The sequence below is a fragment of the Streptomyces sp. G-G2 genome, assembly GCF_030063135.1.
Taxonomy (GTDB): Bacteria; Actinomycetota; Actinomycetes; order Streptomycetales; family Streptomycetaceae; genus Streptomyces.
On sequence record NZ_JASISO010000079.1, the window covers coordinates 1 to 16,784 of the forward strand.

General features: G+C 69.7%; 12 protein-coding genes and 4 pseudogenes. 5 read left to right on the forward strand and 11 right to left on the reverse strand.

What is annotated here, in order from left to right; genetic code table 11:
• Positions 1 to 124 precede the first annotated feature (124 nt).
• A pseudogene (locus tag QMF80_RS36140) lies at positions 125 to 445 on the reverse strand (transposase); the annotation flags it as partial.
• A 138-nt stretch (positions 446 to 583) separates the two neighbouring features.
• Entirely contained in the window at positions 584 to 1,024 is a 441-nt protein-coding gene (locus tag QMF80_RS36145; RefSeq protein WP_283461385.1) for a hypothetical protein, read from the reverse strand.
• Between the two features lie 111 nt (positions 1,025 to 1,135).
• Here QMF80_RS36145 and QMF80_RS36150 point away from each other — a divergent pair.
• Positions 1,136 to 1,213, forward strand: a pseudogene (locus QMF80_RS36150) (HNH endonuclease); the annotation flags it as partial.
• A gap of 78 nt (positions 1,214 to 1,291) precedes the next feature.
• Here QMF80_RS36150 and QMF80_RS36155 read toward each other — a convergent pair.
• The 3 genes and pseudogenes from QMF80_RS36155 to QMF80_RS36165 form a co-directional block, all read right to left on the reverse strand.
• Entirely contained in the window at positions 1,292 to 5,944 is a 4,653-nt protein-coding gene (locus QMF80_RS36155) for a tetratricopeptide repeat-containing S1 family peptidase (protein ID WP_283461387.1), read from the reverse strand.
• A 47-nt stretch (positions 5,945 to 5,991) separates the two neighbouring features.
• Positions 5,992 to 6,321 (reverse strand): trypco2 family protein, encoded by a 330-nt coding sequence (locus QMF80_RS36160; RefSeq protein WP_267760828.1) that lies wholly within the window; start codon positions 6,319 to 6,321, stop codon positions 5,992 to 5,994.
• 114 nt (positions 6,322 to 6,435) lie between these two features.
• Positions 6,436 to 6,633 (reverse strand): annotated as a pseudogene (locus QMF80_RS36165) (IS1380 family transposase); the annotation flags it as partial.
• Positions 6,634 to 6,653: 20 nt separating this feature from the next.
• On the opposite strand from QMF80_RS36165, the gene QMF80_RS36170 reads away from it, so the two are divergent.
• The 3 genes from QMF80_RS36170 to QMF80_RS36180 all read left to right on the forward strand — a co-directional run bounded on the left by QMF80_RS36170 (position 6,654) and on the right by QMF80_RS36180 (position 8,195).
• Positions 6,654 to 7,250: a M48 family metalloprotease gene (locus QMF80_RS36170; RefSeq protein WP_283461391.1), complete on the forward strand. Its 597-nt coding sequence runs from the start codon at positions 6,654 to 6,656 to the stop codon at positions 7,248 to 7,250.
• 169 nt (positions 7,251 to 7,419) lie between these two features.
• Positions 7,420 to 8,097 carry an AbrB family transcriptional regulator gene (locus tag QMF80_RS36175; protein WP_283461405.1) on the forward strand — a complete coding sequence of 226 codons (678 nt, stop codon included), beginning with the start codon at positions 7,420 to 7,422 and terminating at the stop codon, positions 8,095 to 8,097.
• On the forward strand, positions 8,070 to 8,195 hold the full coding sequence (locus QMF80_RS36180) for a hypothetical protein (protein WP_283461393.1): 126 nt from the start codon (positions 8,070 to 8,072) through the stop codon (positions 8,193 to 8,195). Before QMF80_RS36175 ends, QMF80_RS36180 begins: the two co-directional genes overlap by 28 nt.
• Here QMF80_RS36180 and QMF80_RS36185 read toward each other — a convergent pair.
• The 6 genes and pseudogenes from QMF80_RS36185 to QMF80_RS36210 form a co-directional block, all read right to left on the reverse strand.
• A pseudogene (locus tag QMF80_RS36185) lies at positions 8,178 to 8,854 on the reverse strand (response regulator transcription factor). The gene QMF80_RS36180 and the pseudogene QMF80_RS36185 overlap by 18 nt on opposite strands.
• A gap of 20 nt (positions 8,855 to 8,874) precedes the next feature.
• Complete coding sequence (locus QMF80_RS36190) at positions 8,875 to 10,302, reverse strand: ABC transporter permease (RefSeq protein WP_283461395.1); 1,428 nt, start codon at positions 10,300 to 10,302, stop codon at positions 8,875 to 8,877.
• Between the two features lie 555 nt (positions 10,303 to 10,857).
• On the reverse strand, positions 10,858 to 11,733 hold the full coding sequence (locus QMF80_RS36195; protein ID WP_283461397.1) for a cyclase family protein: 876 nt from the start codon (positions 11,731 to 11,733) through the stop codon (positions 10,858 to 10,860).
• Between the two features lie 140 nt (positions 11,734 to 11,873).
• A complete protein-coding gene (locus QMF80_RS36200; protein ID WP_283461407.1) occupies positions 11,874 to 13,379 on the reverse strand; it encodes an MFS transporter in 1,506 nt (501 codons plus the stop codon).
• 163 nt (positions 13,380 to 13,542) lie between these two features.
• Positions 13,543 to 14,172: a TetR/AcrR family transcriptional regulator gene (locus QMF80_RS36205; protein ID WP_283461399.1), complete on the reverse strand. Its 630-nt coding sequence runs from the start codon at positions 14,170 to 14,172 to the stop codon at positions 13,543 to 13,545.
• Positions 14,173 to 14,377: 205 nt separating this feature from the next.
• Positions 14,378 to 15,976 carry an FAD-dependent oxidoreductase gene (locus QMF80_RS36210; RefSeq protein ID WP_283461401.1) on the reverse strand — a complete coding sequence of 533 codons (1,599 nt, stop codon included), beginning with the start codon at positions 15,974 to 15,976 and terminating at the stop codon, positions 14,378 to 14,380.
• Positions 15,977 to 16,047: 71 nt separating this feature from the next.
• On the opposite strand from QMF80_RS36210, the gene QMF80_RS36215 reads away from it, so the two are divergent.
• Positions 16,048 to 16,488, forward strand: a complete 441-nt coding sequence (locus QMF80_RS36215) for a MarR family winged helix-turn-helix transcriptional regulator (RefSeq protein ID WP_283461403.1) — start codon at positions 16,048 to 16,050, stop codon at positions 16,486 to 16,488.
• Positions 16,489 to 16,784 lie beyond the last annotated feature (296 nt).

A 16,784-nucleotide genomic window follows, 5' to 3' on the forward strand; every position in this document is an offset into this window, starting at 1 on the left:
CTCCTGGACCTGCACGGAATCCTCGTCACACCGATACCCGGATCGCCCGCCCGCACATTGGCACAGCTACACGCCCGAACAACCCTCACGGAAACCCGTGATTGACACTTATTGAAATACGGGCCCCAGCGGTGCCGGAGTATTGGCGCTGGACACCGGCCGAGTGCTCGCCCTTCTTCAGGAAGCCTGTCTCATCCACGATGAGGACCCCGTCCAGGTGGCCCAGACGTTCCACGACCAGGTCGCGCAGGTCGTCGCGGACCGCGTCGGCGTCCCAGCGGGCCGAGCGCAGGAGCCGTTGCATCGCGTCGGGACGCCGGTGTCCGCAGTGCTCGGCCAATGACCAGCAGTTCTTGCGCTCCACGTTCGAGAGCAGTCCGGTGACGAACGCCCGGGCCGTGGCGCGTGGTTCGACCCGGGCGAACCGGCCCGCCACCTTGGCCATCACCTCCCCGAGCACCGATCGCCACCGGTCAGGGTCTACTCTGTGGCTCGCGGCCACCGTCCGATCTTGAAGAGTCCACACACCTCACCAAGATCACGCGATGGCCGTACCGGTTCCCTCCGCGTGCCACTGGCAGCGTCAGTCCCGCCACCTGTCTCGGAACAACCAGGTCAACCGCTCGGCGTAGTGGTGCCGCCAGAGCCACCACGGCAGCCGTCGGTGGGCGATGAAAGACCACAGGTCGTCATCGGCTTCGTTGCCACGCTGGCAACCGCGCAGGAGATCGAGAGATCGTCGATCAACGGTCCGATGCAGACGGGCGACGTGGGCCAGAGCGATGACACCTTGGCGCCGGACCTCCGGGTCCTCCGCCTCCAGCGCCTTGCCGACTCGGGGCAGAATCGCGTCCGCGTCCGCATGGTTGAGAGCGAGCGCGATCACAGCCACCCCGACGAGCGGCTCGCCCCGGCTGAACGCGGCATCGACCTCCTCAGGCCGATCGGTCCAGCGCAGTGTGGAGCCGTCCTGCCAGTTCAGGACAGGTGCCGGATCGACAGGGCCGCTCTCATCAGGGTGCACGGCCCGACCCTACCGAGCCGCACCCGCAGGAACCCTCGATATACGAGCCACCCCTCGCACACCCGACCCACGACTCCTTCAACGCCCCCATCACGAAGTGCGGGTGGAGTACTAGCCGAAAGCTGGGGCTCTGGGGCGGCGAACTGGATGCCGGCCCGGCGCGAGGCCTACGCCAACGACCAGGGCGCGCCGCATCTTTGATCGTGCTCTGTGCAGTGCCCTGACGTCCGACGAGGCCGGGGCACTCCCAGCTGTCACCGGTTCGGGCTACACAGAACGACTGATCAGCTCCGTGCGAGTCTCCAGGGCCAGACGCTGTTGTCGCTCGACCAGAGCGGGTTCCTTGTCACCCACGCTGCGGAATACGGCCAGTGCCTCGTCCACGGCCACCAGCACTTCGGCGGCCCGGACTCCCGCGAGCTGCCGGACCCTGGCGTACGTGAGGAGGACACCGGAGAGGTCGAGTTCGTGGGCGGCGGGGTCGGCGTCCCAGAGGCGGCGCCAGACCTTGAGTGCCCCTTCGGTGATCTCGGCGGCCTCGTCGTACCGCCCGGCCCGGGCCAGGCACAGGCCCAGGCTCGCCCGTGCCCGCGCCAGGTCGGCCTCGTGGGCCAGCGAATCGGCCTCGGCCAGCGGGGTGAGCAGGGCGACGGCCTCCTCGGCCGCTGCCAGGGCTTCCTCGTGCCTCTCCGGTTCCTCCGCCAGGTACTGGGCGAGCACGTTCAGCGCCGAGGCCAGGATGACCCGGTAGGCACCGGCGCCGGTCTCGGCGGACGGCCGGGCGACTTTCACGGCGCGTTCGAGGACGGGCAGCGCCGCTGCCCGCTGATCCAGCTCGGTCAGGACCGCGCCGTGCATACCGAGCGCTATGGCGAGGATCGGACTGTGCGCGGGATCCAGCCGGACGAGAGCGTCACAGGAGTCCACGGCCTCCCGGCCGGCCTCTACCGCCTCGTCGACTTGGCCGGCGCTGAAGCACAGAAAGCCGAGGAGGGCCAGTGCCATTGACGGAGCGGGCTCGTGCGGCCCGCGGTCAGCTCTGGACAGTCCGCGCCAGAGGCGGACTGCCTCCTTCACCGCGGTCAGGGCCTTGCCGCGCCGCCCCGTCTGCATCAGGTACTCACCCAGGTTCCCGAGCGACGCTGCGAGGGCGGCTCGGTGATCCGGGGTATTGGCTCGGGCCCGCACCCGGCGTCGGACTGCCACCGCCTTCCGGGCGGCGGCCACCGCCTCGGCATACCGGCAGATCGACGAGAGCTGACGTCCGAGCAGGTCCAGTGTCGTTGCCTGCTGCGGTTCGTGCGTCTGCGGATCCTCCTGGGCCAGGCGGCCGCGGATGCCCGCGGCTTCCCTGGTCACGTCGGGTGCTTCGCTTCGCTGCCCAGCCAGGGTCAGGGCGGCGGAGAACCCGGCCAGCCGGGAAGCCGATTCGGGCAGTCTGCCCATGGGCGCGGTGGCGGTCACCTGCAGTTCCACCGCCACCGCCTCCCGCACGAGCGGCACGGCCTCCTGCAATCGGTCCAAGTCCCGCAGGCACACGATGTGGTGCAGCAGGTACATGGAGAGTGCGGGCTGGAACGCCTGGGGGTTGGCGCGGGCAAGATCACGACAGATCTCGACGGCCTCGGCGATCCCCGCGAGAGCCGCGTCGGCCCTGCCCAGTGCGAGAAGCTGGCCGCCGAGGTTGTTCAGGCACGCCGCGAGGTCGGGGCGGACGACTTCGGAGTGCTCCGCGGGCTGTGACCGGTAGATCTTGACGGCTTGTTCGATCTCCTCGACGGCATCCTGGTGCCGCCCGACGTCGCCCATGCGGCCGGCGAGTGTGACCAGCCCCATGGCGAAGACGCGGGGGGAGGCATTGTCGAGCTCACGGTAGATGCCGGCCGCTTCCTCGGCCAGCGTGAGTGCTCCCTGCAGGTCCCCGATGCTCGCGAGCTGGTTGGCCTGCGTGTTCAGGCTCATGGCCAGCTCACTGCGAAACGCTTCGGGTTGTGCCTCGGCCAGGAGTCGGTAGCGCGCGACGGATTCCTCGCCCGCCTCAACGGCTTCCTCGTAGCGTCCGAGGTTGCCCAGATCGATGGCGAGGGAATTGAGCGTCATGGCCAGCCCCGGGCCGAACGCGTTGGGGCGCCCTTCGGCGAGCCGACGGCGGATGGCAATGCTCTGCTGGACAGCCTCCAGTGCCTCCTCCCATCTCCCCATCCCGCTCAGGCAACTGGATCTTGTGCTCAGGCTCATGGCCAGGGCCGGACGGAACGCGTCGGGGCGGACCCCGGCCAGCGGCCGCAAAATGTCCAGGGCCTCGTCGATCTCCTCCAGCGCCTCTGCCGGCTGCTCTGTGTCCAGACATTGGATGGCAAGATTGTTCAGATCCGACGCAAGGTCCGGCAGCGCTCCTTCCACACCGTCCCGGACCAGTTGACGACGTTTCCTGACGGCTTCACTCCCCGTTTTCAGTGCACCCCGTGCGTCGCCCAGTTGTCTCTGTGCGTCGGCCAGCGTGTTGAGGCTGCGTACCATGTTCGACAGGTCGCCGGCGGATGAGACTTCGGACTCGGTCAGTTTCCGGTAGATGGAGACGGCCTTGGTTGCCGCGGCGAGGGCTTCCTGCCGCCGACCCAGCAGGCCGAGGCATACGGCGGTGTTGTTCCAGCCGGCGGCCAGTTCGGCCCGGACGGCGTGAAGTTCGGGCTCTGCCGCCTGACTGAGCAGGCTGACGGCCTCCTCGACCACCGACAACGCCCGATCCGCCTCTCCGATGTCCATCAGACGCTTGGACAGCTCACGCAGTCTGGTGGCGAGGGCAACCGTACGGTCGGGGCTGTTCCCGCTCTGGGCACGCTCTGACGCGACGAGCCGTTCCAGAAGGGGCACGGTCCAGGGAGCGAGGTTGTAGGAGGTCCTCGGAAGATGGTCGGCCAGCGCCACGAGATCGGGCAGCGTGGCGCCAGGGCTTTCGACCACCTGACTCAGTGCGTCGAGCAGCGGCTTCGGTGCCTCGACTTGGGTGGCGACGTCGATGGCGGGCAGGGTCAGGGCGGTCGGGTTACCCGTACACAGGTCGACGATCAGCCCGTCCAGCCGCCCGCGCAGCGGCGGATGCGCAGCAGCTCGCGTGAGGAGTGTGAGGAGCTTGGCCGCCTGGTCCGGATCCGCGCCGGGCACGAGGCGGTGGGCGAGGTCGGGATTGTCCTTCAACCGCTTGCCGACGAAGCGCTCGACGAGTCGGTCTGGCTGCAGGCTGCCCCAGGGGCCGGAACCGGTCGGCGGGTAGATCGCGGTGATCCACGCACGGACGGCGTCACGGCGGTCACGCGTCTGGTCCGAGAGGCTCGGCACCCTGCTCAGGACGTCATCGGCCCGCTCCCGGTCAGTGGCTCCGATCAGCAGAGCCGCGGCCAGGGCGTCCTGCAGTGTCGCGCGGCTCAGCGGCGGCAGGTGATGGGCATCGGCACTCGCCTCCCAGTACCGGCGCTCGCGGAGGAGTATGCGGTCCTCCACGTCAGCCACCTCCCCGAACCCCAGGGGCGGCGCGCTCGGGGCCCGATCGCCGGCAGGAGCCTGATCGGCAGAGTCCAGCAGGTCGGCCAGCGCGGTCATCTGCAGGGTCAGGGCGTTGTCGAACCCCGCGCGGTCGAGGTCGGGGACGGGAAGGGCGAGCGCCCGGGCCCGCCAACCCGGACCCTGATCTCCGCCGACCCCGGGCAGCCTGGCCGCGAATGCCTCGGCCGCCCGCCGGTACATCCGTCGACGGTCGACCGGATCGGCTTCCAACGGGGGCAGCTCCACCACCGGTGTGCCGTCCAGCAGTTCCCCGGCGGCACGATTGGCGGCCCGCGCGTTCTCCCACCAGTCACCGGCGGTGCGGGACAGCAGGAGCAGCTTGAACGGTGTGACACGCTCCTCGGCGGCTTCCAGCAGGGCGGACAACTGGACGAGGCTGTTCTCCGCGTAGTCCAGCACCACCAGCAGGGGCCCGGTGGCCTCCCACAAGACGCCCAGACTCCTCGGATCGGCGCTCGTGGCCGGCCACACCACCGCCCAGCCGTGCGAGGCCGCCCGCTCGGCCAGGCGGCGGGAGAGTTCGTGGCCCAAGCGGGTCTTGCCCTGGCCGCCAGGACCGTAGAGCAGCAGGGCCCCGAACCCGTCCTGCTCACACCAGGAGGTCAGTTGGTTCAGGATCTCGTCGCGGCCGTGAAAGTCCACCACCGCCCGCTCGGCCAGCAGCAGAGCCGCAGGGGACTTCCTGCCACCGGCTGCACCCGGAACATCACGCGCGGTCAGGTCCTCGAACTCAGCCGGCCGCAGCGTGGTCGAATCGGCACCGTACTTGTCCAGAGCGGCGCGGAAGTCCGTCTTGTGGTGCAGCGCATAGGCCGGTACGGCCTTCAGCACGCCGTGGCCGGAGTGCGCCGCTTCGGCGAGGATCACCCCGATCAGCAGCCCGTTGCAGAACAGGGGCGCCCCCGACAGTCCGGCCCACGTACGGGCGGGCGGGTGCCGGTCCAGGTTCACCACATACCGGTTGCCGACGAAGCCGCTGCCCGGGTTGATCTTCCCGCTCACATCCTCGGCCTCGACTGCCTCGCCGGGCTGCCGCGCCACGTCCGGCACACCCCAGGCGTGGCATTCCTGTCCGGGGCGGAGGGTGGCCAGCTGTCCCCAGCGCACACCACCGCCGCTGGGCGGCGCCCACCTCTCGTCGTCGACGAGCACCAGCGCCGCGTCGTCACGACCTCCGGGCGTGCCGCGCCACACCACCACGCCGCTGTACACCTGTTCCTTACCGGGATGGAAGAGCCGCACCACCGCGGCCCCTCCGACGACGTGCGCCGAGGTGAGTACCAGGCGGGGACCTACCGCATACCCGGACCCGCGCCCGGACGGCACCTCCACCCTCACCAGACGAGCCTCGTCCACCCCGCCTCCTCCGTGTTCGCCAGCCGATCACAGGTTCAGGTACGGGCTCAGCGCCGGATGCGCCCCTCTAGCGGCCCCGGCCCCGAGGGGCCGTCGGCCGAGCCTCTGATGAGCATCTCGGTACCGTCGGCACTCTTCGGAGTCAGCGTGAACGACACCCGGTGGGTACGGCCGCGGGAGACCCCGGCCTCCGCATCAGCGGTCACCGCCCAGACCCGGAATCCCCCGGTCGCCTTCGCATCCGAGCGCAGCTCGACCTCGAACTCCATCTCCACAGGCCCCACCGCGAACGTGATGTCCTGACCCACCCCACTCGCCGCGGCTTCCAGCAGCTCATCGCGCACTGCCGCAACCGCCTTCGCCAGCTCGATTCTCACGAAGTCCCCCTGTACTGAGCAGCTAAGTCCGGCGACCCAGCGTAGGAGCACACCTCGACCCGCGCACGCCAATCCCTAATATTCACCGCACCCCGCCCGTAACACCTCGCAGCACCGGATCTGCCCGTCGTCGTCGACGGCCGGCGTCCAGGCGGAGGCGGGAGCTTTGAGCACGGCCTGATGGATGTCGGCGGTGATGGTCATCCCGACCGAGTAGAACAGCCACCGCCCGGGCCATGTGAGCCAGTTGACGAAGGCGTGAGTACCTCCCGCGGAGTCGGTGCGGATCATGGTCTGGTGTCGCCGGCGCCACCCACCTGCACACGGTCGCGGTGCTGGGCAGGCTGCTCACCCAGCTCGCCGCGGGCTCCCCCGACTCCGTCGTGGCCGTCGCCCTCGCGGCTTCGGGCCTGCTGGCGTGGTGCGCCGGCTTGCTGGTACGGGGGCTGTACCGGCGCCTGGCGCAGCTGCGCCAGGCGAGGCGGCTGGCGGCCCGCGCGGACGGTGAACTCGTAGTGCTGGCCGACGACTTCCCGGACGCCTACGCACTGCCCGGCCGCCCAGGCCGGATCGTGGTGACCTCCGGCATGCTCCGGGCCCTGTCGGCCACCAAGCGCGAAGCACTGCTCGCCCACGAGCGCGCCCACCTCAAGGGCCGGCACCACCGCTTCACCGCCGCGGTGGAGCTGTCCGCGCTGTACCACCCCGCGCTGCGCGCCCTGCGGGAGCCGCTCGCGTACGCCCTGGAGCGCTGCCGGGACCGCGCGCACCCGGCGCGACACCCGGATCGCCATCGCCGCTGCCCTGCTGGCCTGTCTGGCGCTGTCGGCATCGTCGGCCGTGGAGGCCGCCGACGATCTGCACGCAAGCATCGAAGTCGCGCAGGGCGAACTCCCTCGGTAGACCAGTGGACTGTCACACACGGGTAATCTGTCATAACTGTGTCTAGCGTGATCGGGCTCTCCCGCCACACCGCCGTCCCCCACCTCCCCCGCCCAACGGCGCTGGTTCGTCTGGCCGGCCGTCCTCCTCATCGCCTGCGCCGCCGGTGAGGCGAGGGGGCCGGTCCTGTCGGCCCCGCATCTGGTCGATCCGCTGCTGGCCGGACTCGCCGTCGCGGCCGCCGCCTTCGGCGCCGGAAAGCTACCCGTACAGATGAACCGCGTCTTCCAGGTCGCGCTCGGGGTGCTCATGGGCAGCTACCTCAGCTCCCGCACCCTCCCGCAGCCGCCGGGCCACGTCCTTCCCCTGACCGCCGTCACCGCCGCCACCGTGGCCCTCAGCCTCGCCGAGGCCGCGTTCCTCTCCCGCCTGGGCCGGGTCGACCGGGCCAGCGCCGTCCTGGGGATGGTCGTCGGCGGGTCAGCGGCCGTCGTCTCCTGCGCCGAGGGGCAGGGCGCCGACCCCCGGCAGGTCGCCTTCATGCAAGTACCTGCAGGCGGGTCGGCCTCCTCGCCACCACCGCTCCGGCGGTCGTGCACGGGCTGGTCGTGCACGGGCTGGTCACGCCCGCGTCGGCAGCGGCCACGGCGGCTGGCGACCCGCGGGCCCGACATCGGCCTGCGGTTCGCCCGGCCCACCCTGGCCCCGGATGGACCGCCTGCTGCCGCTCGCGCTGGCCCTGACCTCGCGGTCAGCGCCGCCTGCGGGGCGCCGGCCTGGCTGCTCGCGGCGACCGAGCACGTTCCCTTCCTGGACGCCTCCTGGCCACCACCCCGGGCGGAATCAACGCCGCCCTCGCCACGGCAGTGGCCGCTCACGCGGACTTCTCCCTGATCTCCACGGTGCAGAGCCTGCGCCTGATCGCGATGGTGCTGCTCGCCCCGCTACTGCTGCGCCTCGCGGCCCCGCCGCCGTCACGGGGCGGGCGGTGAGGCCTCCAGGCGGTAGCCGTGCCCGCGCAGCGTGGTGATCTGCGGCAGCCGGACGGGTCCCGGAAGTCCGGCGGCCGCCTCGCGCAGGCGGCGGCGCAGGGAGGCCATGGTGACGTCCAGCGTCTTCGTCGGGCCGAACCAATGCTCGTCCCACACCCGCGCCATCAGCGTCTCCCGGGAGACCGCCGCGCCCTCGTGCCGGGCCAGTACGGCCAGCAGCTCGAACTCCTTCGTCCGAAGGACGACTTCGTCACCGGCGAGCAGGCAGCGGCGGGCTGGCGGCGCAGGTGGGCGCGGAGCCGGGCCAGCAGGACCGTCAGGCTGAACGGCTTCACGAGGTAGTCGTCGGCCCCGGCGTCCAGGCCCGCGATCACGTCGATCTCGTCGGCCCGGGCGGTGAGGATGACGATGAGCAGGCCGGGGAAGTCGGCGCGCAGGCGACGGGCGACCTCGATGCCGTCCAGGTCGGGCAGGCCGAGGTCGAGGAGGACCACGTCGGGCCGGGTCCGGTGGGCGGCGGCGAGCCCGGCGGCGCCGGTGCGGCACCAGGTGGCGGCGTATCCGTTGCCGCGCAGCCCAGTCTCCAGGTGGCGGCCGATGGTTTCGTCGTCCTCGACGACCAGGGCGGCGGGCGGCCCCGCGGCGGTGCCGGTGCGCATACAGGCAGGGTAGGCGCTCGTCACGGTTCGCGGAGTTCTTCCACGGCGGGGCGCACTGAGTGGCGGGCGCCGCTGAGCGTCGCAGCGCCGAGGGCGGCGATCACCGTGAGGAACGTCAAGCCCAGATAGGGCCAGGGGACGGCGACGGTGGACGGCGGCGGGTCGAAGACGCCGGTGAGGACCTTGACCAGCATTTGCGACAGCGCCCAGGCGATGAGCGCGCCGCCGGCCAGGCCGCCGAGTATCACGGTGGCCGCCTCACTCAAGACCATCCCGCGCAGCTGCCGTCGCGTGGCGCCGAGCACGGTGGCGATGGCGAACGTACGGCGTCGTTCGGCCGGTCCGAGGGCGAGGACGATGCCTCCCGCGCCAGCTGTCAGGACCACCGCGAAGCACAGTTCGATCCGGGTCAAGCCGGACAGGTCCACCGAGGTGAGGCTGGAACCCACGGCGGAGCGGGTCTGGGTGAGGTCGGTGACGGTCGCCGTGGTGCCCAGAGCGTGGCGAATCCGTGCGGCGACGGCCTGCTGGTGGGTGCCGCCGGTGTCGATGAGGAAGGCGCCGACGGCGGCGCTGCCGGTCTGCCGGGCGACGTAGTCGGCGTTGGCGACGAAGAAGCTGTCCTTGGGCGCGGTCGGGAACTCCTTCACGATCCCGGCGTAGTGGAATCCCACCGTACGGAACTGCTTGGTCCGCCCGTCCTTGAGCCGCAGGTTGAGCCGGTCGCCCGGCGAGAGCTGGAAGTCCTTCACGGTCTCGTCACTGGCCAGGACGGAGTCGGGCCGGGCCGCGAGGGTGGCCAGCAGGCTCTTCGCGGTGCCGCCCGCGAAGTAGGTGTCCCGCAGCGCGGTGGCGGAAGCGATGGTGGACGGCCTGACCCCGTACAGGTCCTGGAGGTCCGCCCCGACGTAGGCGAAGCGGTGCTGGAGCGGCTCGACATGACGTACCCCGGGCACTGCGGCCAGGATGCGCCCGGCGTCCGGGGCCGCGTTCACCCCGGGGGACTCGGTGACGGTAACGTCCGCGCCGTTGGTCAGCTGGGCGTCCACCTCGGCCTGCTGACGATAGGTGGCGTTGAACGTCGCGGTCGAGACGGCGAACGACACCGCGAGGGCGAGCAACACCACGGACCGGGCCATCGTACGGTGCTGCCGTGACATGCTCGCGGCCGTGGCGGCGGCGAGTGTCCCAGTCAGTGGCCTGACGAGGCGTGCCAGCGGGCGCCGACCGTGCGCCAGCGCGAGCGTGGCCAGCCGCCACAGCAGCAGCGCGCTGCCGAGCCAGAGCAGGGCGGGTCCGAGGAAGGCCCAGTACGACACGGAGATGCTCGCGACACCCTCCGGGGCCAGGACAAGGGCGTAGTTGTTGCCGCTGGAGGCGCGGAACACCAGGAGGGACACGGCGAGCAGGATGAAGTCCAGGCCGGTCCTGCGCCACAGGGGGGGCACGTCCGGGGCCGGCGCCCTGCCGGGCCTCGGTGACGGTGGCGGTCCGCAGGTCGCGCACCGCCGGAAGCAGGACGACCGCCACGGCGACTGTGAGTCCGAGTACCACGGCGAGGGCCGACCAGCCCGCCGTGGCGGCGGCGCCGAACGACGCGGCGCCGACGGCCGCACCGAAGGGGTCAACACCCGCACCAAGAGGATCATGCGCCAGATGCACGGCCGATCAGGATTCGACCTCCTCCGCCACCGCATCCTCCTCACATAACAACGGAACGTCACCACCGACTACGGAACAGAGCGATTTTTTTGACAGACTCTCAGCTTGACTCTGTCGGGGATCTTGGAGTTTCGCGGTGCGGCAGCATGGTCAGCGGGCATGCTCGGGTGGGTCCGATGACCGATGCAGCTGTCGAGGTGCCCGTTGTCCCTCCGCCCCCGTTCCGGTGAGCAAGTCCCGCCTCTGACTGCACAGGTTGCCCCGATGCGGAACTGGACCTCCACCTGGTCCGTGCCCGCCCGCCGCAGCTGTGGCTGATGCACCGATTCCCAGCTGACGTATCAGAAGATGGCGATCGGGTTGACGATGAGTCCGGTGGTGCCGGTGATGCGCGGCGGCGCCAGTACCAGCATGAAACTCGAGCGGCCCAGCCTCCCGCAGACCTCGGCGAGCTCGTCGAGCTCTGCGGCGTCGACCAGTGGCAGGCCGAGGCGTGCGAGTGCGACCTGGTGCATGGGCATGGGGAACTGCGCAGGTCGTGCGTCGCCGATATCGCCGAGGTAGACGCTCACACCGTGCTCGTTCAGCCACTGCACGGCACTGAGGTCGAGGCCCGGTACAGGTTGGCTGAGCGGGCGGTTCGTGTCCCATCCGCCGCGCACGGCCACAGCGTCTCCGGAAGAGAGCACCGTGTCCGCGCGCTCGAGTGCGGCGTCGAGGTCGGCCCCTGCGACGCGCCGATCGGCCGGCAGCCTGCCGCCCCCGGGCGCCAGGTCCAGCAGCACGCCGCGGGTCACGACCCCTGCGCCGAAGGGATCGGCCGAGCCATGCGTCACGCCGGTCGGAGTCACGGCGGCATGCACCGGCACTCCGGGGTAGATGTGCCCGTCGACCGGCATGTGTGCGACGGCGTCGACATGCGTCACGGCCGCGTTGTGCGTGTTGACGACCAGTGTGTCCGTCATCGCCAAGGGCTTCACGCCGTTGAAGTTCACGATCTGCAGCACGCCGGCCGGCATCACGGCCGGGCTGCCGACGGGGCCGAGTCCGGTCGTGAGAGGCACCGGATGGACGCGGCGAGCAAGGCTGACGTGATGCGCGTCGCGCACCTCGGCGGCAGCTCGTTTCCTTGCCGCCGCGTCGATCAGATGCAGGGTGCCCAACTGGTCGTCGTCGCCCCACCGGCCCCAGTTAGTCGGAAGTTCCGTCTCGGTCATGTCTTGCTCCGTCCCGACGTGACGGTCCCCGGGGGTTCCGTCCGTTGCCAGCACTGTGTGGTGGTGGGCAGATGAGGCGACGCTCATGGCTCCTCCGTCGGCGTACCAGCCCAAGGCGGGCGCCGGACCTGAGGAGTGCGTCAGTGGGCGAGGGCCGGTGCCGGTTCTTCGTCGGGGCTGCCGCTGTGGTGGTGCGGGTCCTGGTGGCCGGTGTTGATGAGTGTGAACGCGGTAGCAGAGGCCAGGGCGAGGATGCCGGCCGCCCACCAGATGGCTGTCGAGAAGCCGTGGACCATGGCCTGGAGCTGGAGGAGCCGTCCGGCCGCGGCTGTGGTGGCGTCGTGCGCGTGAGCGGTGGCGTAGCTGGTGGTGGCGCTGGTGGCGATGGTGGACAGCAGGGCGGTGCCGATCGCGCCGCCGATCTGCTGCGATGTGTTGACCATGGCGGAGGCGACGCCCGCGTCGTGAGGCTTCACGCCACGGGTGGCCAGGCTCATCGCGGGCATGAACGCGGTGCCCATGCCCAGACCCATGAGGAACAGTCCCGGCAGCAGCACGGACGCGTAGGAGCTGTCGACCTTGATCTGGGCCAGGATCACCAGTGCGCCGGAGGCGAGCAGGAAGCCGGGGCCCATCAGAAAGCGCGGGGCGACCCTGGTCATCAGGCGGGCGCCAATCTGGGTGGAGCCGGTCATCATGCCCGCCACCATCGGCAGGAAGGCGGCTCCGGAGAGCACCGGGCTGTAGTCCAGCACCACCTGCAGGTAGTACGTCAGGAACAGGAACAGCCCGAACATGCCCACCACGGCCATCCCCAGCGACAGATAGGCGCCGCCCCGGTTGCGGTCCAGGACCACGCGCATCGGCAGCAGCGGTGCCTTCACCCGCTTCTGTACGACGACGAACAGGGTCAGAAGGACAGCGGCTGCGGCGAACAGGCCGACGGTCGACGCGGATCCCCACCCGTCGCTCTCGGCACGGCTGAACGCCCACACCAGTGCCGCCAGGCCGCCGGAGGCCAGCAGCACTCCCGGCAGGTCCAGGCGGTCCTCATTGCGGGTGCCGGCCGGCTCCCGCACCTCCATCAGCGTGCCGGTGATCGCTATCGCGGCGATGAAGATGTTGACGAGCAGCGTCCAGCGCCAGTTCGCGTACTCCGTCAGGACGCCGCCCAGCAGCAGGCCCACGGCCGCGCCGCCGCCCGAAATGGCGCCGTAGATACCGAACGCCTTGGCCCGCTCCTTACCCTCGGTGAACATCACCGTCAGCAGGGACAGGGCGGCGGGTGCGAGCAGCGCGCCGAACGCGCCCTGCAACGCGCGAGCGCCCAGCAGCATGCCGGTGTTCAGAGCGGCGCCGCCCAGCGCGGACGCCAGGGCGAAGCCCGCCAGTCCGATCAGGAAGGACCGCTTACGGCCCCATTTGTCCGCGATCCGCCCCCCGAGGAGCAACAACCCCCCGAACGCCAGCGCGTACGCGGTGACCACCCACTGGCGGTTTCCGTCAGAGAAGTCAAGGTCACGCTGCGCCGAGGGCAGAGCGATGTTCACGATGGTGCCGTCGAGCACGACCATCAGCTGTGCCAGGCAGATGAATATCAGCGCCTTCCAGCGCCGTGGATCAGGGAGGGACTTCGAGGACGACATGATGGTGCTCACCTATCGAGTGGAGTCAAAGAGGGACATGCCGGGGAAAACCATTCGGAAAGACGCCGGGGCTCTCGTTCCGGCAAGTCCGTCGTGCACCGGGCGCGGCTTGTTCACCGCTCGGGCTGGTGTCTCGAGGCCCGGATTCGGGGCTTGCCGAGGATTACGGGGCGGCGGCCAGGGGGAGGATCACTTCTCGGATCACTCGCCTGGCGAACGCGGAGTCCGGAGGCGCACCATGCAGGAGTACACGTTGGAAGACCAGGGCCGGGAGCAGTCCGGCCAGTAGTTCGAGGTCGCGCTGCGGAGCGACTTCCCCGCGCTTGACCGCCCGCCGAAGGACGGCCTCGAGCACCTGCCTGCGAGATTTCTCGAAGTACTGATGGAATACCTCGCGCAGTCCGGCGTCCTGCATCACCGCGGAGATCAACCCGGCCATCACGCGGGTTTCGAAAACGTTGCCGCCCTCCCCGAACGCACAGGCGATCTCCTCCAGGTCCCCCCTCAGGGAGCCGGTGTCCGGTTCCGCCAACGGGCCCTTGAGGCGCCCGACAGCCTCGATGACCAGCTCCGCCTTGCCGGACCAGCGGCGATACACCGCCCCTTTGCCGGCATGCGCACGAGCCGCCACCGCGTCGATCGACAGGCGTTCATAGCCAATCTCAGCCAGCAGTTCCAGGGCCGCCTGGCACAGCTCGTCATCCCGTGACGGGTCCCGACGGCGCCCTCGGCCGCAATGTTCCTCCTTGCGTTCCACGGCGCCGCCAGCAACCGGATCAACGGGAACCTCCACGGGAACACCTCCTAAATCGGTACGACTAAGTTCCGGAACTACACCGTACCGCATGGATGGGAGTGGCGAGCGTTCGCTGACGCTTCCGGCGTAGCCGGAGGCGGAGGTCATCTCGTGAACGCGTCCTTCCACTGCCGGGCGGTTGTCGCATCCGGCGGCGACAGCGTCGATGTCGGCTGAATGAACCCGGCGCGCATCCGGTCGATCACGCACGTGCCGACTCCCGCAGGTGCAGGCCGGTCAACCGGTCCAGGGCAGCGCGGAGGCTGGTGTCCCCGGTGCCGCGAGCGCTGAGATAGCCGTCGGGACGTACGAGGATCCAGTCCCCGTCGGCCGCGGCCAGCGTGTCCGGGACCCGGCCGTCGGGATCCCACACACCGTGGTCATCCTCATCCAGCCGACGCCGGCTGATCGTCACCTTGTCCAGCCAGACCGGTAGCGTCGTGGTCTCCGCGAGGACCTGATCCTGACCGGTAGGGTGCTCGCTCCCGGCGAAAACGAGCAGGTGCCAGGCTGAGGTCCTGAGCAACGCGCGCAGTACCATCCAGCCGGGTGATTGACCATCGGCAGCGGAGATCTGGGTGAGTCGCTGGCCAGGTCGCGGACCCGCACCCGACTCGTCGTCGGGCAGCGTCAGCGGGCTGTCGGGGTAGGAGATGCTCAGACCCGACATGTTCCGAATGAGCTGGCGCATGAAGCCACGATCGGAGTCCTGGGTGTCCATGGTGGTGGTGTCGACCATGGAGTTCTCCGTGACCTTCGCGGTGGAGGCGAGCAGGGCCTGGCCGATGGGAACACGCTCGACGTCGTAGGTATCGAGCAGCACGGCATCGGCGTGGCCGTGTACGACCATTGCCAGCTTCCACGCCAGGTTGTACGCGTCCTGGATGCCGGTATTGAGACCCTGCCCGGACGCGGGGGAGTGGACGTGCGCGGCGTCACCGGAAACGAAACACCGCCCCACGTGCATCGCGGGTACCGCACGCTGCTGGATGGTGAACTTCGACACCCAGCTGGGGCTGTCCACGACGGTGTCGCGCCCCAGAGCCTGCGACAACTTGGTGCTGAACTGCCCAGCGATCTGCCGGGGATGCTCAGGTTCTCCTTCGCCGGTCGTGTCCAGTAGCCGCCACTTGCCCGGATCCGGGAACGGGAACAGCATCAGCGCGCCACCGGCTGGGAACAGCCAGTGCACGCCATCTCGCTCCAGATCGGTGTGCACGATCGCATCGGCGATCAGCCATGTGTGGGCGGCTTCGCCTGCCAGTGGGAGCCGGAGGGTCTTGCGGACGGTCGAGTGTCCGCCGTCGCAACCCCAGAGGTATCGCGCACGCACGGTCTCCTGCCCCGCGCCGGGACCATCACCGTTGCGCAATACGGCCGTGACGGCGTCATCGTCGTGCTGGAACGACTCCAGCCTGGTGTTCCATTCCACCTGGATCCCGGCCGAAGCGGCATATCCGCGAAGTACGCGTTCGGTGATCACCTGATCGATATTGAACATGTACGGAAACCGGGTCACCAGGCCGCTGAAATCATAGTCGACCCGGGTCGCACGGTCGGCCTGGTGGCGGATGAACGCGTTGACCCTCGTTCCGTGTGGCGCGATGTCGCCGAGAATCCCGAGCTGATCGTAGATTTCCAGGCTGCGGGCGTGAGTACCCAGCGCGCGGCTGGTCGTAGCCGGACCAGGCGCGGCATCCACCAAGCGAACCGAGACACCCCACCGGGCCAGTTGCAATGCCGCCGTGAGTCCGACCGGGCCGGCCCCTGCGACAAGGACGTCAACGTCATAGCTTGTCATGGCAAGCAAACTCCTCTGTGTCAGCTAAGCTGACACAGGAGCTTATCTCACGAACGAGAGGAACGCGAGCAATGAGCGCTGAGGGCCATTCGGACGTCAACCTGCCACTGCTGACACTTCTGCAACGAGGTGTCCGGTGGTTCTCCGGCGAGCTGCTGGAGCGCCTGGAGGCCGCGGGCGTGGACCCCATCACGCCGGCGCACGCGGCGGTGCTCGCGCACCTGGAGCGGGGCACATCGCTGAGCATCGCCGAACTCGCCCGCCGGGCCGGCGTCACCCGTCAGACGATGCATCGCGCTGTCACGCAGCTTCTCGGCGAAGGTCTGCTGACCAGTACGCCGGGGCCGGGATTTCCGCGTAGCACCCTTATCGGACTGACCGACGCGGGTTGCCGGCGCCGTGACGTCGCAGGGAAAATTCTTCATGACCTGGAACAGGTTCTGGGCAGTCAACTGGGGCCCGCGGCACTGGAGGAGTTGCGCGACAGCCTGACGCGAGCGTGGCCGCAGTGAGTTCGGCCGGGGGTGCCGCGCGCGCAGCGGGCTTGGCGCATGGTGACATGCCGGGCCTTCCCTCGTCAGGCGAGTGGCCGTGAGGGAGGACTCTTGTAGGAGATCACCTTGCCGTCGGGTCGTGGAGGCGGGCGCGCAGCAGGTACAGGTCTGCCGGGCCGGCTGCGACTGTCAAGCCCCGGGTTTCGTGGAGAGTGAGTTAGCTGGTTTTCTGGAGTGATGCAGGGGGTTCGGCCGCGTAGTGGGCGGCTTCGTGTTCGGCGGGGGTGACGTGGCCGAGTTCACCGTGCAGGCGT